This is a genomic window from Acididesulfobacillus acetoxydans (genome assembly GCF_902729405.1).
Taxonomy (GTDB): Bacteria; Bacillota; Desulfitobacteriia; order Desulfitobacteriales; family Desulfitobacteriaceae; genus Acididesulfobacillus; species Acididesulfobacillus acetoxydans.
The window spans coordinates 1,012,755-1,036,216 of record NZ_LR746496.1; the positions used below are offsets into that span (position 1 = coordinate 1,012,755).

The 23,462-nt window shown below is 54.8% G+C and carries 20 protein-coding genes; 11 read left to right on the plus strand and 9 right to left on the minus strand.

Annotation, left to right across the window (positions count from 1 at the left end):
• Positions 1 to 9: 9 nt before the first annotated feature.
• Together MNU25_RS04520 and carB are read left to right on the plus strand one after the other, a co-directional pair.
• The gene (locus MNU25_RS04520; protein ID WP_240983975.1) at positions 10 to 1,575 is read left to right on the plus strand and encodes a carbamoyl phosphate synthase small subunit; all 1,566 of its coding nucleotides are present in this window, start codon (positions 10 to 12) and stop codon (positions 1,573 to 1,575) included.
• The gene (gene carB, locus MNU25_RS04525; protein ID WP_240983976.1) at positions 1,565 to 4,762 is read left to right on the plus strand and encodes a carbamoyl-phosphate synthase large subunit; all 3,198 of its coding nucleotides are present in this window, start codon (positions 1,565 to 1,567) and stop codon (positions 4,760 to 4,762) included. Before MNU25_RS04520 ends, carB begins: the two co-directional genes overlap by 11 nt.
• A 131-nt stretch (positions 4,763 to 4,893) precedes the next feature.
• Here the strand turns inward: carB and MNU25_RS04530 are convergent, their stop codons facing one another.
• Positions 4,894 to 5,373, minus strand: coding sequence for a PspC domain-containing protein (locus tag MNU25_RS04530; protein WP_240983977.1), 480 nt, complete (start codon positions 5,371 to 5,373; stop codon positions 4,894 to 4,896).
• A gap of 202 nt (positions 5,374 to 5,575) precedes the next feature.
• On the opposite strand from MNU25_RS04530, the gene argF reads away from it, so the two are divergent.
• From argF to MNU25_RS04560, 6 genes are all read left to right on the plus strand, one after another.
• A complete protein-coding gene (gene argF, locus MNU25_RS04535) occupies positions 5,576 to 6,520 on the plus strand; it encodes an ornithine carbamoyltransferase (protein WP_240986725.1) in 945 nt (314 codons plus the stop codon).
• Positions 6,521 to 6,714: 194 nt separating this feature from the next.
• A complete protein-coding gene (locus MNU25_RS04540) occupies positions 6,715 to 7,920 on the plus strand; it encodes an argininosuccinate synthase (RefSeq protein WP_240983978.1) in 1,206 nt (401 codons plus the stop codon).
• Positions 7,921 to 8,381: 461 nt separating this feature from the next.
• Positions 8,382 to 9,764: an argininosuccinate lyase gene (argH, locus tag MNU25_RS04545; protein WP_240983979.1), complete on the plus strand. Its 1,383-nt coding sequence runs from the start codon at positions 8,382 to 8,384 to the stop codon at positions 9,762 to 9,764.
• A 143-nt stretch (positions 9,765 to 9,907) separates the two neighbouring features.
• Positions 9,908 to 11,353, plus strand: coding sequence for a nicotinate phosphoribosyltransferase (locus MNU25_RS04550; RefSeq protein WP_240983980.1), 1,446 nt, complete (start codon positions 9,908 to 9,910; stop codon positions 11,351 to 11,353).
• Between the two features lie 88 nt (positions 11,354 to 11,441).
• Positions 11,442 to 12,215: an NAD(+) synthase gene (gene nadE / locus MNU25_RS04555; protein WP_240983981.1), complete on the plus strand. Its 774-nt coding sequence runs from the start codon at positions 11,442 to 11,444 to the stop codon at positions 12,213 to 12,215.
• A 2-nt stretch (positions 12,216 to 12,217) separates the two neighbouring features.
• On the plus strand, positions 12,218 to 12,775 hold the full coding sequence (locus MNU25_RS04560; RefSeq protein ID WP_240983982.1) for a 5' nucleotidase, NT5C type: 558 nt from the start codon (positions 12,218 to 12,220) through the stop codon (positions 12,773 to 12,775).
• On the opposite strand, the gene murC is transcribed toward MNU25_RS04560, so the two are convergent.
• Positions 12,772 to 14,121 carry a UDP-N-acetylmuramate--L-alanine ligase gene (gene murC / locus MNU25_RS04565; protein ID WP_240983983.1) on the minus strand — a complete coding sequence of 450 codons (1,350 nt, stop codon included), beginning with the start codon at positions 14,119 to 14,121 and terminating at the stop codon, positions 12,772 to 12,774. The genes MNU25_RS04560 and murC overlap by 4 nt on opposite strands.
• Positions 14,122 to 14,518: 397 nt before the next feature.
• On the opposite strand from murC, the gene MNU25_RS04570 reads away from it, so the two are divergent.
• The gene (locus MNU25_RS04570; protein WP_240983984.1) at positions 14,519 to 14,902 is read left to right on the plus strand and encodes an AMP-binding enzyme; all 384 of its coding nucleotides are present in this window, start codon (positions 14,519 to 14,521) and stop codon (positions 14,900 to 14,902) included.
• An 835-nt stretch (positions 14,903 to 15,737) separates the two neighbouring features.
• Positions 15,738 to 16,232 carry a peptidylprolyl isomerase gene (locus MNU25_RS04575; protein ID WP_240986726.1) on the plus strand — a complete coding sequence of 165 codons (495 nt, stop codon included), beginning with the start codon at positions 15,738 to 15,740 and terminating at the stop codon, positions 16,230 to 16,232.
• Positions 16,233 to 16,573: 341 nt separating this feature from the next.
• Here MNU25_RS04575 and MNU25_RS04580 read toward each other — a convergent pair whose 3' ends face one another.
• Together MNU25_RS04580 and MNU25_RS04585 are read right to left on the minus strand one after the other, a co-directional pair.
• Entirely contained in the window at positions 16,574 to 16,852 is a 279-nt protein-coding gene (locus MNU25_RS04580) for a hypothetical protein (protein ID WP_240983985.1), read from the minus strand.
• A 278-nt stretch (positions 16,853 to 17,130) separates the two neighbouring features.
• Positions 17,131 to 17,421 carry a hypothetical protein gene (locus tag MNU25_RS04585; protein WP_240983986.1) on the minus strand — a complete coding sequence of 97 codons (291 nt, stop codon included), beginning with the start codon at positions 17,419 to 17,421 and terminating at the stop codon, positions 17,131 to 17,133.
• Positions 17,422 to 17,863: 442 nt separating this feature from the next.
• Between MNU25_RS04585 and MNU25_RS04590 the strand changes: the two genes are divergently transcribed.
• Complete coding sequence (locus MNU25_RS04590) at positions 17,864 to 18,268, plus strand: hypothetical protein (RefSeq protein WP_240983987.1); 405 nt, start codon at positions 17,864 to 17,866, stop codon at positions 18,266 to 18,268.
• Here the strand turns inward: MNU25_RS04590 and MNU25_RS04595 are convergent.
• The 5 genes from MNU25_RS04595 to MNU25_RS04615 form a co-directional block, all read right to left on the minus strand.
• Complete coding sequence (locus tag MNU25_RS04595; protein WP_240983988.1) at positions 18,247 to 18,468, minus strand: hypothetical protein; 222 nt, start codon at positions 18,466 to 18,468, stop codon at positions 18,247 to 18,249. The genes MNU25_RS04590 and MNU25_RS04595 overlap by 22 nt on opposite strands.
• A 118-nt stretch (positions 18,469 to 18,586) precedes the next feature.
• Positions 18,587 to 18,913, minus strand: a complete 327-nt coding sequence (locus tag MNU25_RS04600; protein ID WP_240983989.1) for a DnaJ family domain-containing protein — start codon at positions 18,911 to 18,913, stop codon at positions 18,587 to 18,589.
• 137 nt (positions 18,914 to 19,050) lie between these two features.
• On the minus strand, positions 19,051 to 19,365 hold the full coding sequence (locus MNU25_RS04605; RefSeq protein WP_240983990.1) for a demethoxyubiquinone hydroxylase family protein: 315 nt from the start codon (positions 19,363 to 19,365) through the stop codon (positions 19,051 to 19,053).
• 186 nt (positions 19,366 to 19,551) lie between these two features.
• Positions 19,552 to 21,489 carry an LTA synthase family protein gene (locus MNU25_RS04610; RefSeq protein ID WP_240983991.1) on the minus strand — a complete coding sequence of 646 codons (1,938 nt, stop codon included), beginning with the start codon at positions 21,487 to 21,489 and terminating at the stop codon, positions 19,552 to 19,554.
• Positions 21,490 to 21,566: 77 nt separating this feature from the next.
• Positions 21,567 to 23,453: a cell wall-binding repeat-containing protein gene (locus MNU25_RS04615; RefSeq protein WP_240983992.1), complete on the minus strand. Its 1,887-nt coding sequence runs from the start codon at positions 23,451 to 23,453 to the stop codon at positions 21,567 to 21,569.
• Positions 23,454 to 23,462: the final 9 nt, after the last annotated feature.

Consider the following 23,462-nt stretch of genomic DNA (forward strand, 5'->3'; position numbering starts at 1 on the left):
GGAATTTGGATGCGAGCGGCGCTGGTTCTTGAGACAGGACAGATCTTTTTCGGTGAGGCATTGGGCAGCAGCGGCGAAGCTTGGGGAGAAGTGGTCTTCAACACCGGGATGACGGGCTATCAGGAAATTTTGACCGATCCTTCATATGCGGGACAGATGGTCTGTATGACCTATCCGCTGGTGGGGAATTACGGAATCAACGCGGGAGACAATCAGTCGGAAAAGATTCAGGTACAAGGCTTCATTGTCAAGGAAGCGGCTCTCAATCCCAGCCACTGGCAGATGGAAAAAAACCTCTCACGGGCCCTGGCACAGGCGGGAGTGGTCGGGATCAAAGGGCTTGACACCCGTTTTCTGACCCGGCTGATTCGAGAGCACGGGACTTTAAAAGGAGCCATCAGTACGGATTTGGCGCAGAGCCTGCCGGTGCTGGCCCGGCGTCTCAAGGCTTGGGAGCCTCCGCAGGACCTGGTGGCACAGGTGAGTACCCAGAAGATCTTTTCCCTTCCTCCCCTGGTGCCGCCGAGTGCACCGGCTGCGACTGTTGAGGGATCCGGCGTATCTTCGGGTCTGACCGTGGCCGTGGAGTCAGAAACCTCCGGGGACTCCGGGGCATCCGGGCGATCAACAGTGTCCCGGGAATCAACGGTGTCCGAAGAGTCAACTGTGTCTGTGTGGCCGAGGCTGTTCGAGGAGCCAGGGGTGTCCGAGGAGCCAGGGGTGTCCGAGGAGCCAGGGGTGTCCGAGGAGCCAGGGGTGTTCGGGGAGCCAGGGGTGTCCGGGGAGCCAGGGGTGTCCGAGGAGCCAGGGGTGTACCGGGAGCCAAAGGTGTTCGGAGAGCCAACTGCATCCGGGGAGTCAGCGCTGCCGCAAGGGTCTAAGGTTCCTTCGGGGCTGGAGAGCTCCCTGGGAGCAATGGCCTCTCTGGGGTCGGAAGCGGGCGACGACCGGAAAGCCCCGGACCCTGAGTTAGGCGCTGACCCTGGGGGGGAGCCGTTTCATGTTGTAGTCATGGATTTTGGCATAAAGGGCAATATTTTACGTGCTATGCAGGAAAAAGGTTTCCGCTTGACGGTTGTTCCTTATTCCACTTCGGCCGAAGAAATCCTCAGCTTCGCGCCGGATGGAATTTTTCTTTCCAATGGCCCGGGAGATCCCAAGGTCGTGACGCAAGGAATTGCCACGATTCGCCAACTTTGCGGCCAACGTCCTATTTTCGGCATTTGCTTGGGGCACCAACTCCTCACCTTGGCTCTGGGGGGAGATACCTATAAACTGAAGTTCGGGCACCGAGGCGGAAACCAGCCGGTGCAGGATTTACTCAGCGAGAAGGTCACCATTACCTCGCAAAACCATGGATATGCGGTGGCCGGAGAGAGCCTGGGAAGCACGCCTTTGCAGGTGACGCACCGCAATCTGAACGATCAGACGGTGGAAGGGGTCCGACACCGCGAACTCCCGCTTTTCTCCGTGCAATTCCATCCCGAAGCGGGTCCGGGCCCGAGCGATTCCCTCTATTTGTTTGACAAATTTGCCGAGTTGATGCAGCAGAGGAGGGCACAGCATGCCTCTTAATCCGGCGTGGCACAAGGTTATGGTGATCGGTTCGGGGCCCATCGTCATTGGTCAGGCGGCGGAATTCGACTATGCGGGGACCCAGGCCTGTAAAGCTCTGCGTGAGGTCGGCGCGGAAGTTGTGTTAGTGAATTCGAATCCGGCCACGATCATGACGGATGTCCAGATGGCGGATAAGATATATTTGGAACCTCTCTTGCCCGAAAGGTTGGAAGCCATTTTGGAGAAGGAGAGGCCGGATGCCCTTCTTCCCACCTTGGGCGGGCAAACCGGTTTGAACTTGGCCATGGATCTGGCAAGTCAGGGTATCCTGCAACGCTGCGGGGTGGAACTTATCGGTTGCGACGCCGGGACTATCTATAAAGCAGAAGACCGGGAGGCGTTTAAGGAGACGATGCTCGCCATCGGGGAACCGGTAGCGGACAGCGTCATTGTTACCAGCGTGGCCGAAGGAGAGGAATTTGCCGGGCGTTCGGGCTATCCTGTCATTGTGCGGCCCGCCTATACCCTGGGAGGAACCGGCGGCGGGATGGCTAAAGGCAAAAAACAACTGGCGGAGATTCTCGGCCGCGGGCTGCAAGCCAGCCCCATCGGGCAGTGTTTGATCGAGCGGAGTGTGGCGGGCTGGAAAGAAATCGAGTATGAAGTCATGCGGGATGCATCTGACAATTGCATCACCGTCTGCAATATGGAAAATATTGATCCGGTAGGGGTGCATACGGGTGACAGCATCGTGGTGGCCCCTTCCCAGACCCTGACGGACCGGGAATACCAAATGCTGAGGGCGAGTTCGCTGAAGATCATCCGCACTTTGGCTGTGAACGGCGGCTGCAATGTGCAGTTTGCCCTCAATCCCAAGAGCCGGGAGTATGTTGTGATCGAAGTGAATCCCAGGGTGAGCCGGTCCAGCGCTCTGGCGTCTAAAGCGACGGGTTATCCCATTGCTAAGATGGCGGCTCTGCTGGCGGTTGGCTTTACTCTGCCGGAATTGACCAATCCGGTAACCGGGCATACGAGCGCTTGTTTTGAGCCGGCTTTGGACTACGTGGTGCTTAAGTTTCCGCGCTGGCCTTTTGATAAATTCCCCGCGGCGGATAACCGCCTGGGAACTCAGATGAAAGCGACGGGGGAAGTCATGGCTTTGGAGCGCACGTTTGAAGCTTCTCTGCTTAAGGCGGTCCGTTCTTTAGAAATTGGGGCGGTGGGCCTGAGAATTCCGGAGTCGGGCCGCTGGACTGAAATGGAGATCGAAGACAAGCTGGCTGAAGCGGACCACGAACGGTTTTTTGCGATTGCCGAGGCGTTTCGCCGGGACTGGACGATCACGGAAGTGGAAGCTCTCACGAAGATCGATTCTTTTTTCCTGTACAAAATCAAAGGGCTCGTCGACCTGGAAAGGCGGCTGGCCGAGGGGCCTGTGGGCGGGGAGCTTTTGCGCCTGGCCAAAAGCATGGGATTTTCCGATCTGGCTATTGCCAGGCTGACCCGGCGCAAAGAAGAGGAGATCCGGCAGCAACGCCGGAGAGAAGGGATTACCCCGGTTTACAAGACGGTTGACACCTGTGCGGCGGAATTTGCCGCCTCCACCCCTTATTATTATTCCAGTTATGAAGAGGAGGATGAAGTCAGGGCGTTTCCCGGGCCCAAGGCGGTGGTTTTGGGCTCCGGGCCGATCCGGATCGGCCAGGGGATTGAATTCGACTACTGTTCGGTTCATGCTCTTAGGGCCCTGCAAGAGGCCCGGGTGGAGTCCATCATGATCAATAACAACCCCGAGACCGTGTCCACCGACTTCGACACGGGGGACAAACTGTATTTCGAACCTTTGACGGCGGAAGATGTCCTGCATGTGGTGGAAAAAGAAAACGCGGACGGGGTCTTTGTTCAGTTCGGCGGCCAGACCGCGATCAATATGGCCGGTCCTCTGAGCAAAGCCGGAGTGAGGATCCTGGGGACTTCGGTGGATTCGATCGATATGGCGGAGGACCGGGAACGTTTTGCCCTTCTTTTAAGCCGTTTGGGTATTCCGCAAAGCGAAGGCCGGGCTGCCACTTCCGTTGAACAGGCTAAAGAGATCGCGGAACAACTGGTTTTTCCGGTCTTGGTCCGCCCTTCCTATGTCATCGGCGGGCGTGCCATGCAAGTCGTAGACAATCTGGACGAGTTGGAAGAATACCTGAGGCGGGCTCTCCACCTTTCGCCCGAGCACCCGATTCTGGTCGACAAATATCTGGAGGGCCGCGAGGTGGAAGTAGACGCCGTTTCGGACGGTGAGACGACAGTGATCCCGGGCATTATGGAGCATATCGAGCGGGCTGGGGTCCATTCGGGCGACAGTCTGGCGGTTTATCCGCCCCAGAACCTGACGCCCAATGAAATTCAGCAAATAGAAGACTATACGTGTACAATAGCGACAGAAATGCAGGTCCGAGGTCTGATAAATATTCAGTATGTGGTGGTCCACGGTAAGGTTTACGTCCTGGAAGTCAATCCCCGGGCCAGCCGTACGGTACCCATTCTTTCAAAGGTGACTGGAATTCCCTTAGTGAATCTGGCGGTTCGGGTGGCTTTAGGGAAAACCCTGAAGGATTTGGGCTATAGACAGGGTTTGGCCCCAGCGGTGCCTTTCGTCGTGGTCAAAGCGCCGGTCTTCTCTTTTGAAAAGCTGACCAAAGTTGAGACTTCCTTGGGTCCGGAGATGAAATCAACCGGTGAGGTTTTGGGAATGGATCGAAATTTCGGGCATGCCCTGGCCAAAGCCTTTGCCTCGGCCCAAGTGGCGCTGCCTGAAAAAGGCGCCATTTTGGTCACAGTAGCGGAGAAAGACCGTCCGGAAGCCTTAGCCCTGAGCAGGGATCTGGCCAAACTGGGCTTTAGAGTCAAGGCCACCGGTGACACGGCCAAGGCCTTGCGACTCTGCGGGGTTGAGGCGGAGGAAGTGGCCGAGGAGAGCGAAAAGTTGAAAGAGGCCATTCGCGAACGCGAGTTTTCTTTTATCTTGAGCACCCCCAGTAAAGGAAAAACCCCGGAGCATACCGGCTACCTCTTGCGCCGGCTGGCCGCGGAGCATCATGTTCCCTGTCTGACCTCGATGGATACGGCTCGGGCTGTGGTCAGGGCGCTGTTGGAAATGCGGAGCAGCACAGAACCCCAGACTTTGGCGCTCCAGGAATACTTGGAAGTCTAAAGGTGCCTGCGGGCGCAACTCGGCGTTCATCCTCTTTTCGAGGTGTGAGCTCCCGCTTCTGCAAGCGGGAGCGGTTTCCCCGTGCCTTCCTTCGTGGGGCAGACTCGAACGGGTTCAGTGACGTTCCGGGTTTAATGGCGTTCTCCCCGGATAATGACGGCTGCCCCAAGGATAATCAGCACCAAGGGCCACATCTTATTAAAGTTGAACCAGAGGGGGAACCAACGGTCGAGAAAAAAGAGGAGACCGAGGACGATGAGGACGATGCCCGCCCACTTGGAACCTTCTCTGGGGGTTACTTGATGGCTGAAATTGCGGGCGGCATCCTCAATATCGGTGCGTACGTCTTGCACATTGGCATGGATGTCGTTGGAAAAGCCGCCATCGCGGGTATTCCGGCCGAGATAAGGCCGGTCGTTGGGATTCATCGGGATGATGATCCAGCAGGCAATATAGGCCACAAAGCCCGCACCGATGGCAAATATGGTAACGATGGCAATCAGGCGGATCAAAGTGGGGTCGATGTTAAAGTATTCTGCCAGCCCTCCGCATACCCCTCCCAAGATCTTGTTGCGTCCCGAACGGTATAGACGTTCAGTGGTGACTGTCATTTTTGTCTGCTCCTTTCCTTGCTGTCTGAGGGAATCAGGACGCGGTTTTTCCGGAAAGGCCGGACGGCGCAGCCGGGAAAAAGAAGCCCTGTTTTTTTCACCCCTGATACGCCTGAGGGGGGAAAAAAGTTTCATATTTGAGGTTGAATGTTTATACAATGTAATGTATAATAATACACAGAAAAGAGAGGTGCGGATGGACATGGAAACGTTAGAGAAGGTAGGATTGCGCGGCAGAGATTTTATCTCTTTGCATGACTTTTCACAAGGCGAACTTCTGGAAATGATTCATTTGGCCTTGGCCTTAAAAGCCGAAAGGAAAGCGGGGGTTTCCCACCCACTCCTCCAAGGCAAGACTTTGGGCATGATTTTCACCAAGTCCTCCACCCGGACGCGGGTGTCCTTTGAGGTAGGCATGTTTCAGCTGGGAGGGCACGCCTTGTTTCTGAGCGGCAGGGATATTCAGCTGGGCCGGGGGGAGACGATCCCGGATACGGCCCGAGTGCTCTCACGCATGGTGGACGGAATCATGATCCGTACCTTCAGTCACCGGGAAGTCTTGGAATTGGCTGAATACGCGACGGTGCCCGTGATCAACGCTTTGACCGACCACTTGCATCCGACCCAGGTTCTGGCCGACCTTTTGACGATTCAGGAGCACAAAGGCCGCCTCAAGGGGCTTAAGCTGGCCTACATCGGAGACGGAAACAATATGGCGCATTCCCTGATGTACGGGTGCGGGAAAATGGGACTTCAGGTCGTGATTGCCTCTCCTCAAGGCTACCGGCCGGATGCGGAAGTGACAGCCCAGGCCCAGGCGGACGCCCGGGCGAACGGAGGCTCTGTGGAAGTCGTCGAGGACCCATGGCTGGCGGCTGCGGGCGCGGATGTGCTCTACACGGATGTTTGGGCCAGTATGGGCCAAGAAGGTGAAGCGGAAATCCGCAAACAGGCCTTTGCGGGCTATCAGATAAATGCGGAATTGTTGCGCGCAGCCGCCAAGAAGGCGATCGTCCTGCACTGCCTGCCGGCTCACCGGGGCGAAGAGATCAGCGCCGAAGTGCTGGAAGGAGAGCAATCCGTCGTTTTCGACGAAGCCGAAAACAGACTGCATGCCCAAAAAGCGATTTTAGCTTCCTTGCTTTAAAAAAATCCGGGGTAGCGAACACTGTGGGGCCAGCCTGGGGGAGCCTTGGCGGGACCTCCCGCGAGGGCGCCTGGGGACATGAAACGGGGATTCGTGCAACGGATGGGTTTCGGAGTTTACTGAATCCCGCGGCTGCGGCCGGTGGGAAGTTTGAGGCTTTTGGTGCCTTATGCCATTTTGAGGAGGAAAGACCTGTGAAAAAGGTAGTGCTGGCATATTCGGGGGGACTGGATACTTCCGTTATTATTCCCTGGCTTAAAGAAAACTACGGCTGCGAGGTTATCGCCATGGCGGCTGATTTGGGCCAGGGTGAGGAATTGGCTCCGCTGAAGGAAAAGGCGATTAAAACCGGAGCGAGCAAAATATACATTGAAAATCTCCAAGAAGAGTTTGTCACGGACTTCATTTATCCGACTTTAAAGGCAGGTGCCGTATATGAAGGGAAATACCTCCTCGGCACATCTTTTGCCCGGCCGCTGATTGCCCGCCGTCTGGTGGAAATTGCCGAAAAAGAAGGAGCAGTGGCCATTGCTCATGGGGCCACGGGCAAAGGAAATGACCAGGTGCGTTTCGAGCTCAGTGTCAAGGCACTCAATCCCGACCTGGAAATCATAGCGCCTTGGCGGCTTTGGGATATCAAATCCCGGGAAGACGCCATCGATTACGCGGCGGCGAGGGGGATTGCCATTCCCGTGAACAAGGAACGCCCCTACAGCATGGATCGTAATCTTTGGCATCTCAGCCATGAGGGCGGAGATCTGGAGGATCCCTGGAATGAGCCGAAACGGGACCTGTATCTGCTGGGCGCGGCGCCCGAGGACGCGCCGGATGAACCCACCCATTTGGAGCTGGGTTTCAAAGAGGGCATTCCCCGGACTTTGAACGGGGAAGAAACAGCCCCGGTCGCCTTGCTCGCCGCACTTAATGAGATGGGCGGCAAGAACGGGGTGGGTATTGTGGATATGGTGGAAAACCGCCTGGTTGGGATGAAGTCGCGCGGGGTTTATGAGACGCCGGGCGGGACCATTCTCTATCAAGCACATCAAGCCCTGGAACAGTTGACCCTGGACCGGACCACTTATCACTACAAAGAACAAGTCGCTCTTCGCTACGCCGAGCTGGTTTACGACGGGCTTTGGTATTCTCCGCTGCGGGAGGCCCTGGCCGCTTTTGTGGACGCGACGCAGAAAAACGTCAGCGGAACGGTGCGCCTCAAACTCTACAAAGGAAGTTGCACGGTTACGGGTGTCAAGTCCCCCTATTCCCTGTATGACGAAGAATTCGCAACTTTTGGCCGGGATGGGGTCTATAATCAAAAAGATGCCGAAGGGTTCATCAATCTTTTTGGACTTCCCCTGAAAGTGAAGGCGCTAATGGAGAAAAAGACCGGTTTGCGTTGATTTTTCGGGAGTTTGTTTGACATGTGCCAGTCAATCGGGCTTGTGTCGCCCCTGTGAAAAGCATCCGTGAGGATGCTTTTCTTACTTTTTACCCAATCGTTGGACTCCCACTTCTGCAAGTGGGAGCGGCGCCCCGTACTCCGCTGCGCTGGGGGTAGACTCAGCCTTGGGGCGTCATTGTCCACCGGACAATGACGCCTTCGCCGCGAAGTATAATTTGGGGATAGGCGGCTTCGGCGAAACGAGTTCACTCAACAGACCGTTCACCTGCGCCTCTCGAAGCCGGTTGCGCTCTTGGAGTGACCGGGTGTACGACACTGACGTGGGTTGGCCGGCTCCTATTTGACAGGGGTTTCGCCCCTGGTTAGAATTAAAACAACGCGCGGTCTTTTTCCCCTGCGGGTTAAAAGAGGAAGGAGGAAGGGTCTGGATCTGAGGTAAGGATACCGGCCCTGACGATTATGAAATTATGGGGTGGCCGTTTCGAAAAAGACACGGATGCTTTGGTGGAGGATTTTCATTCTTCCATAGCCTTTGACCGGCGGCTTTACAAGCAGGATATCCAGGGCAGCATGGCCCACGCGCGCATGCTGGGCAGGATAGGGGTTTTGTCCCGGCAAGAGGCGGAGATTCTGCTTCGGGGTTTGGACGGGCTTCTGGCAGACATTGAGGCCGGCCGGGTGGAGTTTGAAACAGGGGCCGAAGACATCCACATGAATATTGAAAAGCTGCTGACGGAACGGGTCGGAACGGTGGGAAAAAAGCTGCATACGGCCCGCAGCCGCAATGACCAGGTGGCTCTGGATTTGCGTCTTTTTCTGAGAGAAGAAATCGACGCAACGAAGGACTTGCTGGTACGCCTATTGCGCACGCTCTTGGAATTGGCGGAAAAGCACAAGGAGACCTGGATGCCCGGTTACACGCATTTGCAAAAAGCCCAACCCATCAGTTTCGGACATCATTTAACAGCCTATGTGCAAATGTTTTTGCGCGATTTGGGGCGCCTAAGAGATACGCGCCGGCGGCTGAACTTTTCTCCGCTTGGCTCGGGGGCTTTGGCCGGAACTACTTTTCCCTTACAACGTGAAGCTGTGGCGGAGGAACTCGGTTTTGCAGGGGTAACTTTGAACAGTCTGGACGGGGTGAGCGACCGGGACTTTGCCCTGGAGTTTCTCGGCGCGGCATCCATTTTAATGATGCATCTGAGCCGCTTGTGCGAGGAGCTTGTCCTCTGGTCGAGCGGGGAATTTCGTTTTGTGGTGATGGATGACGGTTACAGCACCGGCTCGAGTATTATGCCGCAAAAGAAAAACCCCGACGTGGCGGAACTGGTCCGGGGGAAAACGGGCCGGGTTTATGGTGACTTGATGGCCCTGCTGACTGTGATGAAAGGCTTGCCTTTGGCCTACAACAAAGACATGCAGGAAGATAAAGAAAGTGTGTTTGATGCTGTAGATACCGTGAAGAAATCCCTCTCGGTCGTCGAACCGATGCTCGGCACGATGCAGGTCGACAAGCAAGCCATGGCCCGGGCAGCGAGACAGGGCTTTACCAATGCCACGGATCTGGCCGATTATTTGGCCAAGAAAGGGGTGCCCTTTCGGCAAGCCCATGAATTGGTCGGCAGGATCGTCCTTTATTGCAGCAAGCGCGGGCTCGCTCTGGAGGATCTGACGGCGGCGCAGTTCCGGGAATTCTCGGAGGTGTTCGAGCCGGATTTGTTTCAAACCATCGGTATCGAGCACTGTGTGCGCGCCCGAGGTCTCACCGGAGGACCCGCTCCCGAAGCCGTGGCCGCGGGAATTGCCCGAAGCCGGGAGATCCTGGCCGAATTGCTCCGGTAATTCCGGCTTCCTGTGGAATACCTGTGCATAATGTGGATAAGTTTGTGGATAACAGGGGAGAACGGTGAATAGCGGCGGATAGCAGTATATAATATCACAGAGAACGGCAGTGAATAACACTCAGATGGAAATGGGGCTCGAATGTGCGGAACTTGACGATGTTGACGGATCTTTATCAATTGACAATGATGCAGGGGTATCGGGCCAACGGCTGCTGGGAGAAGGAGGCAGTATTTGATCTCTTTTTCCGTACCCTTCCGCCGGGAAGCGGTTATGCACTGGCAGCCGGGTTGGAGCAAGTTGTCGGCTATATAGAAAACTTGCATTTTGACGAGGACGACCTTAAATACTTGAGCAGTTTGAATTTGTTTCAGAAAGATTTTCTGGCTGAACTGCGGCAGTTTCGTTTTACGGGGGATATAGACGCGGTGCCGGAAGGAAGTGTGGTCTTCCCTTACGAACCGCTGGTCCGGGTTAAAGGCCGGATTTTCGAAGCCCAGCTCTTAGAGACGGCTCTTCTGAACCTCGTCAATTTTGAAACCCTTATTGCCACCAAAGCGTCCAGGGTTGTGGCAGCGACGCAAGGGGGGGCGGTGATGGAGTTCGGCCTGCGCCGCGCTCAGGGTCCCGATGCCGGCACTTTTGGTGCCCGGGCCGCTTTTATCGGCGGAGTGAAGTCAACGTCCAATGTGCTGGCCGGTGAACGTTACGGAATTCCCGTTTCCGGTACTCAGGCGCACAGTTGGATTCAATGCTTTTCTTCGGAATTGGAGGCTTTTCGGGCCTATGCCAAGACGTTCCCGGACCAATGCCTGCTACTGGTGGACACCTACAATGTCCTTAAGTCCGGTGTGCCCAATGCGATTAAAGTGGGATTGGAATTGGAAAAGGAAGGCCACCGTTTTCTGGGCATCAGGATCGACAGCGGGGACCTGGCCTACTTGTCACGGCAAGCCAGGAGAATGCTGGATGAGGCGGGGCTTAAACAGGCCATCATCGTGGGTTCCAACGATTTGGATGAGGAAACAATCTGGGCCATCCGGGGCCAAGGAGCGGCCATCGATGCTTGGGGCGTCGGAACCCATCTCATTACCTCCAAGGATGCGCCTTCTTTGGGTGGGGTTTATAAACTGGCGGCAGAAGGGGAGAAGGGAATTTTCACTCCCCGACTGAAAGTATCTGAAAACACAGCCAAGATTACTAACCCGGGGATCAAGAAAGTGGTTCGTTTCTATAACCGGGAGGGAAAAGCCCTGGCCGACCTTATCGCTTTGGAGGAGGAGGAGTTTAACAGCCCCGCCTTAACCATCTTTGACCCGGTTCAAACTTGGAAGCGGAAGACCCTGGAGGATTTTCGGACGCGGGAGCTCCTGGTCCCCGTATTTCGCGGCGGCCGGCGGGTTTATTCCCTGCCGGAGCTGACGGAGATTCAGAAATATGCCGCAAGGGAATTGGATACACTTTGGGGGGAAGTCAAACGGCTGGCCAATCCCCACCGCTATATCGTCGATCTCTCGGCCGGGCTTTACGATTTGAAACAGAAGCTCTTGCGCGAGGTTAATTTAGGGCTGGAGGAACGCGAGGGTTAAAGCGCCGGCAGGAATGTCGTGACAGTAAGCACCGGAGCCAATATTCGGGAACTAAGTTTCAGTGAACAAAGGGAGGGATTTTTTAGCAATGTGGACAGACGAAGAAATCCAAAGCCGCATTCAGAGGGCAGTGGAGTGGCTGCGGGAGCAGGCCCTGCTAGCCGGAGCGCAAGGGCTGCTCGTCGGAGTATCCGGCGGTGTTGATTCGGCCGTCGTAGCCGGGTTGTGCAAAAGGGCTTTTCCTGAGCATTCCTTGGCGGTAATTATGCCGGCCCAGTCTAATCCCCGGGACCGCGAGGATGCCTTGCTTGTGGCCAAAACTCATGGCCTGCGCACTGCAGAGGTCGAATTGGATGAGGCCCACCGGCTGATTATGACCCAGGTCGAGGCAAGTCTGACTGGGACGGGTTTGGAGGCACGGGGTCTCCGTATCAGTCAAGGAAACTTAAAGGCGCGCCTGCGCATGTCCACTCTCTACGCGGTGGCTAATGCTTTAAACTATTTGGTAGTCGGAACAGACAATGCTCCGGAAAGCTATACCGGGTACTTTACCAAGTACGGGGACGGAGGGGTGGACATTCTGCCCATCAGTTCCTTGACAAAAAGTGAGGTGCGGGTCTGGGCGCGAGCTTTGGGACTTCCGGACGAAATCTGCGCAAGGACACCCACCGCGGGACTTTGGGCCGGGCAAACAGATGAAAAGGAAATGGGCCTTACTTACGACGAGCTTGACCGTTATTTGTTGGGGGGAGAGGTTAAGGCGGAAGTACGGGAGCGTATCGAAGCCCTGCACCGGGCGAGTGAGCATAAGCGCCGCCTGCCGCCCGGCCTGGAGCTGCCCCGACTGGAGAGGCTGGTTTAGGGATGCGTATAGGGGTGGATATTGACGGAGTGGTGTCAGACAGTTATCCTGCTTGGTTGCAGGAGCTGAACCGCCATTATGGCAAAAATATTACAGTCTTGGAAGACTATGAGATGCACTTAGTGTTTGACGTTCCCTGGGATGACATGAATGATTTCTTCGTTGAAAATGTCGATCATCTTCTCAGCATGCCAAAACCTGTGCCGGGTGCCAGAGAGGGGATCGAAAGCCTGCGCCGGGAAGGGCATGAAGTAATCTTCGTCACGGCGCGGCGTCCGGAAGAAGAGAAAGTGACCCTCAAGTGGCTGGAGAAATATGAGATACCTCATGAGACCGTTCTTTTCAGCGGCTTCAAAAGCAAGGTGGATTTGGTCAAGCAGTGGCAACTGGAGGCTTTTGTCGAAGACCACCTGGCCAACGCTCGGGGAATCTCCGCACTGGGCGTGCCGGTGCTCCTGCTGACGACCAGTTACAACCGGGGGAAACTCCCGGCGGGGGTTACCCGTTGTGCGACCTGGACGGAGATGGTGACGGTGCTGAGGCAACTGGCTTCCGGCTAACAGACCAGACCTTGGCCAACCTTGTAAATGTCTCCCGCTCCCAAAGTGAGGACGAGGTCCTCGGGGGAAAGGGTCTGGGAAAGATAATTCTTGATGTCTTCCAAGGTTCCGATGTACCGGGCTTGTTTTCCCTGTTGTTGAATCAGGTCAGCCAAAGACGCGGCCGAGATTGTGTGCAGATCCTGTTCCCTGGCGGAGGCGAAGATTTCGGCGACCACCACTTCATCGGCTGCTTGAAAGGCTTCTGAGAACTCCCGCAGCAATTTTTCCGTGCGGCTGAACGTATGGGGCTGGAAAATTGCCCGGATACGGCGGTCGGGGAAGGAAAGACGAGCCCCTTCCAGGGTGCTGCGGATCTCGGTGGGGTGATGGGCATAGTCATCCATGATTAAGGCCCCGTCGCGGATACCCAGTTGCTCAAACCGACGTTTGGTGCCGGTGAAAGTGCTCAGGCCGGTGAATATTTCCGCTGCGGGAACGCCAATCTCCTGACAGAAGGCAATGGCGGCCAGGGCATTGAGAATGTTATGCCGGCCCGACACGTGCAGGTCGAGATCCCCGGCGTATTGACCGTGAATAAAGATTCTCATGGAACTTCCCTGGTTTTTGAAAGTGATATCGGTGGCCTTGACATCCGCTTCCGGCGTGAAGCCGAAGGTCGTGACGGGGGCCTGACCGTGAATCAGCGCACGGTTGGGGTCCTCGTCCAGAACAAAAATATGCCCGTAAGGGGGGACTTTGGCGGCGAAGGTGGCAAAAGCCTGCACGACGTCGGCCAAATCCGTGAAATAATCGGGATGGTCGAATTCCATATTGGTGATAATCAAGAACTCGGGGGAATAATTCAAGAAGTGGCGGCGGTATTCACAAGACTCCGCCAGAAAAAGATCTCCGTGCCCGGCGCGGGCGTTGCCGCCGATGCCGGGAACATCGCTGCCGACGATGACGGTGGGATCTAAGCCCGCTTGAATGAGTACCAAGGCTATCATGGCGGTTGTGGTCGTCTTGCCGTGAGTACCGGAGACGGCGATACCGCGTTTTTTAGTCATCAAACGCCCAAGATATTGCGGATAGGTGAGGACGGGAATATTGAGTTCCCGTGCTCGGGCAATTTCAGGGTGTTTTTCCGTATAAGCCGCGGAGGCGACGAGGAGATCGGCCTTTTCCACATTTTCGGGGGCGAAAGGCAATACGGAAATATGAGCCCTTTCCAAGACACTGTCCGTAAAAAACCTTTCCGACACATCTGAACCGGTGACGGTTGCTCCGTCCACTTTTTCGGCAACTTGGGCCAAGGCACTCATGCCGGTTCCCTTGACCCCCACAAAATGGATATGTAATGACAAAGTTTCATCTTCCTTCCCAGTCGTTAAGTCATTCATCAAAGCGAATATCCCTGCATCATATCCTCGAACCGAAAAGACATGGGGTGAACCCCAGCCTGATACGAATCAATACGGGTTAATAACCAAAGGTAAGATTACACTATAACACTGCGACATTTGAAACCTACCTTACATTATACCCAATCTGCTCGGAAAAGGTATCATGGGTTTAAAGGAAATTTTCCCCTTGAGCGGTCTTTCCGAAGGGAAGGGTGAGCACTGAGGATTGTGAAACATTTAGCGACGGAAAATCGACCGTTGGAGGTTCGATTTTCGCAATTGAGGGAAAATTCCTTTGGCCCATGAGAGGCCGGCGCTATAATGATGTCAGAAAATAAAATCTAAGGTGGGGTGTAAGATGGGAGTGTGTTCTTTAAGGGCTGTACAGGAGGAGATGGGCTTAATTGACGGTCGGCAAAGGGATGGGATTGTTGTGGACCGTCAATTTGTCAGCTATTTTCTCATCGAATCTGCTCTTCTGGAGTACCCCGGTGTGGTCGAAGCGGGTGCCGTTTCCGACTGTGTCGACCGGCAGGATCCTGCGGCAAGCCAGGTGTTGAGGATCTTCCTTTCCTTAGATGACAGTGTGAAAGTGGATTTTGAGACCCTGCAAGAAGGGGTCAAGGAATATATTCGCCGCAAGTTTGACTTTAAAGGCCCGATCGTCGTCCGGGAACGTGAGAAGTTGCCCATGACGCGATCCGGCAAGATTATGCGCACGATTCTTAAGGAATGGAGTTAGGCGAGGGCTTTCTGGAACGTGAATACGTGATGCCGGTACAGGCAGGGTCGATGGCCCTGCCTTTTGGTTTGAAGGTGCAGGCAGCGGCTCCGGGGGGGTGGCGGGCCTTGAAGGCAGATCCAAACGTTGTTTCAAAACGGTGCCGGCGCAGAACTGAAACTATCGCCACCAGTTGCAGGCGGAATTATCTTTCCTTGACTGGGGCAGAATAAGAACCGTTCACGAGCCGGCCACATCCCACTGGTCCCCTGCGGCTATTCACGATAACTTTACGCTGCCATCGATATCCGCACTCTGTCACGCTGCGCGCTTTCTGGATAGGGAGAAAGTGCGTGACCGCGTTTCCCTGCCGGTTCGGCCAACCCCGCGAAGATTCATCGCCTCTTCAAATACCGGTTAGCCTTTGACCCCGTTGTTAACTTTTGCCTTTTCTCCGACGCAACCCGGCGGCAGCAAGCAGGAATGGGGAGAAATCCCAAGCAAACTATTGACTTTTAGGTACGCAGTTCGGTTGTAGTTTCCCGCGGGTTTAAGGTAAAATATAAGGGGAAACAGGGGAACTTCACGTCCTCTTCGGCGGTCCGGGGGAGCGGTCTATGGGCAGTCGGAGGGGCGTCGGGAATTACCGAAGGCTTTTTACCGTTGGGGAGGGTGGTCGATGAGGTATTCCAGGATTCTGGGCTTGATGCTCGCTTCTTTAGTTCTGACGACCGGGCTCGGCGGCTGTGGACAACAATTCCCCGGGGCGGCAGCAGGGCAGACGGTTAAAAAAACGGAAAGCGGTGGTACCAAAGTGGAAAGCAGCCAGACCAAAGATCCGATCGTAACGATTGAAATGGAGAATGGGGGTATTATCAAAATCGAACTCTATCCTAAGACCGCCCCGAACACGGTTAAGAATTTTATTTCCCTGGTTCAGAAAGGCTTTTACGACGGTTTGATCTTTCACCGGGTCATTCCGGGATTTATGATTCAGGGAGGAGACCCGAAAGGAAATGGTATGGGTGGCCCCGGGTACTCGATCAAGGGGGAATTTGCCGCCAATGGTTTTGACAACCCCCTTAAACATACGCGCGGTGTGATTTCCATGGCCAGGAGCAACAATCCCAACAGTGCGGGTTCGCAGTTCTTTATTATGGTGGGGGATGCCCCGTACTTAGACGGACAATATGCGGCTTTCGGCAAAGTGATTGAAGGGATGAATGTGGTGGACCAGATTGCCAATGTGCCCCGGGACGGATCGGATAAGCCCTTGCAGCCGCAAACAATGAAGACGGTGACGGTCGACACTTTCGGCGTTAACTATGGGCCCCCGGAGATCATTAAATAGACGCGAGATAGTTTCGAGATGGTTTCGAGATGGTTTCGAGATGGTTTCGAGATGGTTGCGGAGACGCGGCGAACTTAACGGCCGACCTGTAAAATGTTAGGGTCGGCCGTTTTCTGGAAGGTCGCATACCTCGGCAAGTCTCTGAACAAAGGGGTGAATTTGTTGATGACTCGTTGCTCGGCCGACGGACTCCCGGGCAAACAAAACGGGCGCGAAAAACGGCCGAAATGTGCATATGTATGTGGATAAGCTGTCAATTCTGTGGATAAAACTGTGAGAATAATGTGCGGGCCCTGTGGATAACCAGCGGAAAAAGCCGTTTGAGGAACGAGCACAGCCGCTCACTCCAGTGTGCCACGCATTTCGGAAACCAGGCGAATGGGGATCTGACGCTTGGCCGCTTCTTCAAAGGCAGCGACCAGAAACATCTGGGCGATACGAAAGCTCTCGAATAGGCCGAGAGGTTCCTGCGGATCTTGGTCAATCCAAGCCAGCCAACCTTTGGGAGTCTGGGTGACATAGTAATTAACCCCATGGTCATAAATGACCGAAGTGCTGGCGTCTTTCATTTCTTCCAAAGAATCGAAGCCGTAGTCCGACGGCCAAAAGTTTTCTACCACTTGCTCATCTCCCTTTTACAGCTAGTTTTCCCAGAATCAGCGAAAGTTTTCACGCTTCGGGGAAAAAGCCAAAGTCTTGGCGAAGAACGAGACCCGTATACAACAGTAAAGGCCGGGATATTATGAGCATCCCAGCCCGCATAACTGGGTCGCTGTGAGCGACCGCAAAGGGTTTCCGAAAAAGTAGCTTTTCCCGCCAGGGGGGCTGTTTTTATTTGGCGCTTATCATGAGCAAACTTGAGTATCGCAACGACAAGTGTTCGCAAATGCAATGCGAGCTAGTAGTTGGGATTTAGCCAAAACCGCACGAAGCGGATCAATATTTCGCCTTCGGGTGTGAGCAGCTTGCCGCGGCCGTGGCATTCTTGGCAGAGGAAAAACATCGGTTCGGAGGGCTCCGGCGGTAGCATCTCCGCGGCAATGTCTAACGGCTCGTCCGCATTCCGGGTGCGGAACGAGTTCTTCATATTTTCCTGCACCCGCCAGAACTGGGCCCAATTAGGGTTCTCCATACGGCCCTGGCCTTTGCAGACTGGGCATTGGCGCTCTAAACGGCCGAGTTCCAACATACGATCCCTCCTCGATTTTCGGGGCGAACCGGACAGTATCATGGCTTCTCGGATACGTCAATCGGGTGTCCCGCTTGCACCCGGCAGCGGAGTACATGACTGTTTTCTAAAGCATACGCGAAAAGGCAACATAAAATTCTGGGTCTTTCGGGCATTTTGCTGACTTTTAAGCGGCAGAGGCCAAAATATCACGGTGGTTTGTACCGGTTATAGATCCATACTGGCATACCGAGAAAGTGAATTCCCTCAGAAAACACCGGGTGACTGCCGGGTTCGGGCTGCCGGGACGGGCATTGTAACGCTAGGGCTTTCGGATTTTTTAGGTTCATGAATCTCTCTTAAAGCAGGAAGTGAAAGAAGACATGTCGAATGGTCGAGTGAAAAAGGACGCATCAAGTCGGACAGGAAATCAAAGTGAGAAAGTGAGGGAGGGGTATGGGAAATGAAAGAGGAAGACGGGAGCAAGGGGGAAATGAGGAAGGGGGGCTTGGCTAATAAAATTGCCTGGGTCAACGACCTTGTGGCCGAACGGTCGACTTTGATTTTCGGTACAATGTGGATGTTCTACGCTTTTTTTGTTTACGGGCTGCTGCCACTTATTCCGGCACTTAAACCGTATGAATATTCGTTCTTCTATTGGTCCGGCTGGGTGCAACTTTGGGCTTTGCCTCTGCTGATGGTCGGACAAAATGTCATCGGCCGGGCCGCACAAGCAAGAGACCAGGAAACCCATGATGCTGTGATGGCGGAATTGGGCATTGTTAAAGAAGAACTCGCTCTGGCACGGGAAGAGCGGGAAGAACTGAAGATCTTGCTGGCAGAACTTCACGCCAAGATCCCCGGCTGACGACATCCCCGGCTGACGACATCCCCGGCTGACGACATCCCCGGCTGACGACATCCCCGGCTGACGACATCCCCGGCTGACGATATCCCCGGCTGACGATATCCCCGGCTGATGACCGAGCGTCTTAGTCGCATGCCCCTGGCTTTAGCCGCTTTAGCCACGGGGAGATTCAGAACATGCCAGCCTGTTGGCTGCCGCACAAACCGATTTCACTCCCCAATTGGCATCGCAGGTTTTCGGCTGCGTTTCTGTAACGGTTTAGGGATACTGCCGGAGATACACGAAAAAGCGTGACAGGGTCGCCGCCGGCAACCCTGCTTATTTTTTGCGTTTTCTCAGTTCCATGGCTAAGTTATATCTTGTCTCAAGCTCTCGGAGTTTCTGGCGGATGCGCTTTTTCTCGTCGTGATCGGGACAAACGGTTAACTGCTCGCGCAATTCTGCGATTTCCTTTAACAGTTGCACTTCTTCAGGCGCATACCCGGTATTCTTTAACAACGTGTAGCCGAGGCGTATCTCCACCGGAAGGCTGGCCCAGTCGTCAAGGTTGATGGGTTTACCCCGTGCCGGCAAATTGTCAAATTCGCCGTTTCTAATGGCCTCCCGAATTTTCTCCTCGGCAATTTTAGCAAAGATGCCAGACATCCGGCGTCAGCTCCTCAATGGGTAATCCGGCAAAGGACACACGGTCCAATCCGATATCATTTTACCACAGGGAGAGCGGAAAGGGGACGGTCGTTCGAGGAAAGCTCGCAAGGTGACGGTTCAGTTGGCGGGGGCCTTCACTGCATCGGGGATTGGAAGTTTTGTGATTGCTGTTGCTGCACAGCTTGTTTTCCTTTTTCCGTAAACTCGGCGTCTTTGGGGCTCAAGATAGAGAGCAATTGTTGTAACTCTCCCACATGTTGTCTTTCTTCGTCCGCGATATGGCAGAGAATTTTCTTGGCCCTTTCGTCAGTGGTGGCTAGAGCGTGTGCTTCATAACCGATGATGGCCTCGTATTCCCCGGCAATGTCTACGCGCAGAGCCTGAGCCAATTCGTCGGCGGATAACTGTTTGGGCATGTTGGCAAGGTAAGGGTTACCGAGCAAAGCCATAAAATCACTTCCTTAGTAAAGTTTTGATTTCTTTTACCCCTCCATTAGGCATGAGATTTCCTTTACTCCATAAGGCTAACCTGGCTGACTTCGTTAACTTCGTTAACTTCACTTCGGATTTACTCACTCTGGATTCGTGACTTATTCTTTGACGAAAAAAGGTTTGGTATTCATATGCGGGATGGGTCAGGGTGCGTGAAGTAACTTTTGCTGCAAATCGTGCTGAAAAATCAAATCTGTATTATTAAGATAGGTGTTATAGAGTTTCAGGGCCGGGTTGGAATCCGACCAGGGAAGGACTTTCCCGGTTCCCATTTGATACACCGTCCGGCCGTAAACATTGTAGAGTTTCCCCTTTTCGTAGACAACCCCGTTGCGGGAGATGGCCAACCCGGCCAGCGGAGAATGAAAAAGGTCATGGCCGATGAGGGGGTAATGGCTGGCATCCTGACCGAAAAGGCCGAGAAGAGTGGGAAAGAGGTCGACCGGTCCGCCGACCGTATGCTCGATTCCATGGTCGACGCCCACCGGAAGGTGAATGATAAGGGGGATTTTTTGCATCTCCTGCCAGTGATAGTCGTCTATTCCTTTGGCGCCATAGCCGAGAAAGCTGCTCAGCTGGGTGTCGTGGCGCGGGAGCGGGGCGGGGTGATCGCCGTAGATCACTACGACGGAATTGGCCAGTAAACCGTCTTTTTGCAGACGATCCAGAAAAGAGCCGATGGCTTGATCCGTATAATGGACGGCTTGCAGATAATGCCCGAACAGGGTGTGCCGATAAGGAGCTACTTGGAGGGTGCGATCTTTTGGCGGAAGCTCAAAAGGATAATGGCTGGAGAGGGTGACAAAGAAGGAGTAGAAGGGCTGTTTCAGTTGTTCAAGCCTTGCCGCGCCTTGTTGAAACATATCCGGGTCGGCTAAGCCGAGACCGATATTCCGGCCGGGCTTAAAGTCGTCGGAGTCCATGACTTGCTGAAATCCCAGGGCGGGAGCCATTAAATCCATACCCCAAAATCCGGGCAGGTTAGCCTCGATCGCGGTTGTGGTATACCCTGCGGCGGCGAAGGTGGAACCAATACTCGTGTAATGGTTCATGGGATAGTCAATGAAAGCACTTCCTTTGGAGACCGGATATTGAGACACATTGGCCATGAACTCCGCGTCGGCGGTACCGCCGTTCCAAGTTTCGCCATAATAGTGGTCAAAGTAGTAGCTGTTCTTGATAAGACGATTGAGATTGGGGGTGATCTCCTTGCCGTCAATTTTCTTGCCGATGACGAATTGTTGCAAAGACTCGACCTGAATGATGATCAAGTTTTTTCCTTTTGCTACGCCCAAGGCCGGGGGCACGTTGTTATGTTGGGACGGAGGATGGGTCGCTTTGAACCACTGCTGCAGGGCCAGACCCTTTTGGGGCGTGAGAGGGGGTGTGTGCAGACGGATTTGCCAAGCGCGCCGAGCGTCCAGGACGTGGAAGTCCAGATTGCCGATGCTTTGGGCGATGTAGAGCTTGGAATAGAGGGTGCGGGCGATCCCGGGCTGATCTTTTTCCAGCATGGTTGAAGCCCGGTTTAAAGCCAGTAAGCCGAGACCTAAGGCCAGCACAAAACCTCCTGCCCTGTAGAACAAGGCCCGGTGTTTGGAGGACGGCCGGGAGTCAGCGGGGTGGGCAGCGGGTTCGCGGGAGGAGCGGAAGCGGAGTGCGGCCGGGACCAGAAAGAAAAAGTCGACGATGAGGAAAATGTCTTGCGGTCGCAGCAGAGACCACCAAGCGGTTGTCCCGGTGAGGTCCTGCCAGGCGGTCACAAAGGTGCACAGAGTGATAATATCGTCGAAATGTCTCAAGAAGAGCAAATCGAAGAAGGAGACGACGGTGACCAGGAGGTCTGCGGCCAAAAGATAGAGCCCGCGGCCCCGGCCCTTAAGCAAGAAAGCAACAGAGCAAAGGATGAGGAGCACACCGGCCGTACCGAAGAAACGGCTTTGGGCTTGAAGTCGCGTGATCAAGCCAAAAGCACTTAGAACGACATAGATTTTGGTCAGGAAAAGGACAAAGGCCAGGGCTCCCAGAATGAAGGGGGTTGGTTTATTCGATTTGGCAGATAGGGGCCTGGCGAAACTCATAAGGTTTGCTCCTCCTAACTCAAACGGCCTCACTGTCGTATTTTATCATAGTGTGGGGGTTTAATGCGAATAGGCCCTTAGGGCATCTCATTTAATTCACTTTCGACTTGAGGAGAAAGGGCCCGTACGTTGCCGAACAGATAGGGCCGGAGCCGACAGGAGGACAAATGTCGGGCAATGAAATCCTTCAGCCCGGGGTAGTTATCCAATGAGGAATCTGGTACCAGGACCAGGGTTTCATTCATATGTGCGGCCAAGGCGGCTCCGGTCAAAGCATTGGGGAAATCTTCGCCGGTGGCAAAAGAAAGGCCTTGAATATTTTGGCCAAAGGCATTTCCCACGGCTGCCATCGTGTCATAGCGGGAGGGCCCGGCCAGACGTGTGATGCGGACGGCCGCAGGCTTTAGCGCAGCGGCGATTTCCTCGCTGACCGCAGGGGAGATGACACCGCTCCCGCCGATGAGATAAATGAGGGAAGGTTTCAGCGCACGCAGAGCCTGCAATGTCTCGGCGGGGATGTGCGAGGTTTCGGTCAGCAGAACCGGCATTTTTTGCTGCCCGGCTACGGAAGCGATGCTCAGAGCATCGGGAAAGTTTTCGCCGGTGGCGAGGGCGACCGCATGGGGTTGCTCCGCGCCCATGAGGTTCTGGGCGACGATGGCGGCCGTCGCATAGCGGTTTACGCCGCCCAGCCGGACTTGTTTTGTCTTATTCCAACCGAGAGCGGTGAGGTCGGTGCTGACTTGAGGGCTTAAGGCTCCTTCTCCTCCCAAGAGATATACTGTGTTCGGATGCAAGGTTTTGAGAGCGGTTTGCACCCGCTTATCCAGTCCCTTAGGGGCGGTGAGGAGAATCGGTGCATCCAGCTTGGCGGCTAAAGGAACCCCTGCCAGGGCATCCGGATAGTCGTCGGAGCGGGCCAGGACGACGGCCGGGGCCCCTTGCGGCCAGCCTAAGAGAGCTTGATTGACCGCGGTGGCCACGCGATCCGAACCGGCTATACGAACCAGGGACGTACGTGTAGGCGGTGCCGGAGCCGGCGTCCCCAAATCGCCCAGGTGAAAAGGCTGCGGAGTTGGCCAAACAACCGAGGCGGAAGGGATCCCGTCTTGGGGCAGAGCAGACGAAGGAACGGGCGTAACGTCCACGGGTTGTATATATTGGCTCAGCCAGCCGGGCGGATGAGCCAGAAGATTGAGAATCCTATCCTGGTAGACCGGGAGAGTTGGGCCCTGCGAGGAGGGGGGAGGAGAGGGCGGGCCCGAAGGAGCGGAAGACGAGTCCGAGGGAGTGGGGGATGAGTCGGAGAATGAAGAGGGAGAGGATGATCCCGAAGTTGAAGAGGATGCCCCCGAAGTTGAGGAGGTCGCGGGGGAGGAGGAGGATGGAGAGGGGTTCGAGGGTGGGGTGGAAGAAGGGACCGGGCCGGGAAGAGGGGCCGGAAGCAGTGCCTCGTTGGGATTGTTTTTTCCGGTCCAGCAGTTATAGGCCCAGAGAGCAAAATACCAATTCTCCAGCTTGTTGCGATCCCCATCTCCTATTTTAGGGACCATTTCCCACTTTTGATTGAGGATATCGGCACCCATTTCTATATTGAAGTCTATATCGTATTTCAGCTTGTTAATCGTCGCCTGATCCGAGCCATTGTAACTGGCTACCTGCATCAATCCGATGGCGGGATGGTCCGCCGGACCGGCGAGGAGGGGATTTCCCTGACTGTCGAACTGGCGCCAGGAGCTCTCCTCAAAAGCGATTGCTTTAAGGATGACGCTCGGTATCCCCTTTTCTCTGGCGACGGTGTCCAGTTTTTGATTGATAACCGCTAAAGGGGGATTGAAATTTGCCGGTGCGGGTGACGCCAGGGCGAAGCTGGGTTCTGACAACATCTGCAACAGTAAGGCAAGGCTCAAAAGCGTTCCCCAGAAGGCCTTTATCCGTTTACGCGGGTTTACGTTCTTTTTCACAAGCTCTTT

Excerpts from the sequence above, each read along its gene's own strand:
- MNU25_RS04520 (WP_240983975.1), top strand. The coding sequence starts at position 10 with ATGCGAGCGGCGCTGGTTCTTGAGACAGGACAGATCTTTTTCGGTGAG.
- carB (WP_240983976.1), top strand. The coding sequence starts at position 1,565 with ATGCCTCTTAATCCGGCGTGGCACAAGGTTATGGTGATCGGTTCGGGG.
- MNU25_RS04530 (WP_240983977.1), bottom strand. The coding sequence starts at position 5,373 with ATGACAGTCACCACTGAACGTCTATACCGTTCGGGACGCAACAAGATC.
- argF (WP_240986725.1), top strand. The coding sequence starts at position 5,576 with ATGGAAACGTTAGAGAAGGTAGGATTGCGCGGCAGAGATTTTATCTCT.
- argH (WP_240983979.1), top strand. The coding sequence starts at position 8,382 with ATGAAATTATGGGGTGGCCGTTTCGAAAAAGACACGGATGCTTTGGTG.
- nadE (WP_240983981.1), top strand. The coding sequence starts at position 11,442 with ATGTGGACAGACGAAGAAATCCAAAGCCGCATTCAGAGGGCAGTGGAG.
- MNU25_RS04560 (WP_240983982.1), top strand. The coding sequence starts at position 12,218 with ATGCGTATAGGGGTGGATATTGACGGAGTGGTGTCAGACAGTTATCCT.
- MNU25_RS04570 (WP_240983984.1), top strand. The coding sequence starts at position 14,519 with ATGGGAGTGTGTTCTTTAAGGGCTGTACAGGAGGAGATGGGCTTAATT.
- MNU25_RS04575 (WP_240986726.1), top strand. The coding sequence starts at position 15,738 with ATGGAGAATGGGGGTATTATCAAAATCGAACTCTATCCTAAGACCGCC.
- MNU25_RS04585 (WP_240983986.1), bottom strand. The coding sequence starts at position 17,421 with ATGTTGGAACTCGGCCGTTTAGAGCGCCAATGCCCAGTCTGCAAAGGC.
- MNU25_RS04590 (WP_240983987.1), top strand. The coding sequence starts at position 17,864 with ATGAAAGAGGAAGACGGGAGCAAGGGGGAAATGAGGAAGGGGGGCTTG.
- MNU25_RS04600 (WP_240983989.1), bottom strand. The coding sequence starts at position 18,913 with ATGTCTGGCATCTTTGCTAAAATTGCCGAGGAGAAAATTCGGGAGGCC.
- MNU25_RS04605 (WP_240983990.1), bottom strand. The coding sequence starts at position 19,365 with ATGGCTTTGCTCGGTAACCCTTACCTTGCCAACATGCCCAAACAGTTA.
- MNU25_RS04610 (WP_240983991.1), bottom strand. The coding sequence starts at position 21,489 with ATGAGTTTCGCCAGGCCCCTATCTGCCAAATCGAATAAACCAACCCCC.